Genomic DNA, 268 nt, shown 5'->3' with positions numbered 1-268 from the left:
GCCGGCCAAGGTGCTTACCACCCCCGCCGGAGTGATTTTCCGGATGCGGTGGTTCCTTCGATCTGCCACATAGACATTGCCAGATGAGTCCACAGCCACGCCGGTGGGTTGGTTAAACTTTGCCGCTGTGCCGGTGGCATCCACATGACCTAACGTGCTGCCGGCCAAGGTGCTTATTACCACCCAGGCCTTGCTCTCGGGAACCTTGCAGGATACCAAAAGGCTCATAAGAGCCAAAACCGAGATACTGGATATTTTATTCATATTT

Annotated in this window: 1 protein-coding gene; it reads right to left on the bottom strand. The window is 54.1% G+C overall.

Features of this window, described 5'->3' with window-relative positions:
• The coding region (locus S1OALGB6SA_RS05575) for an NHL domain-containing protein (protein ID WP_195910323.1) at window positions 1–268 on the bottom strand (268 nt) is incomplete at both ends.

The organism is Olavius algarvensis spirochete endosymbiont (genome assembly GCA_900608495.1).
Classification (GTDB): domain Bacteria; phylum Spirochaetota; class Spirochaetia; order DSM-2461; family DSM-2461; genus UBA2779.
The sequence above is the reverse complement of the archived record's forward strand: the minus strand, read 5'-3'. Positions and strand labels throughout refer to the sequence as shown.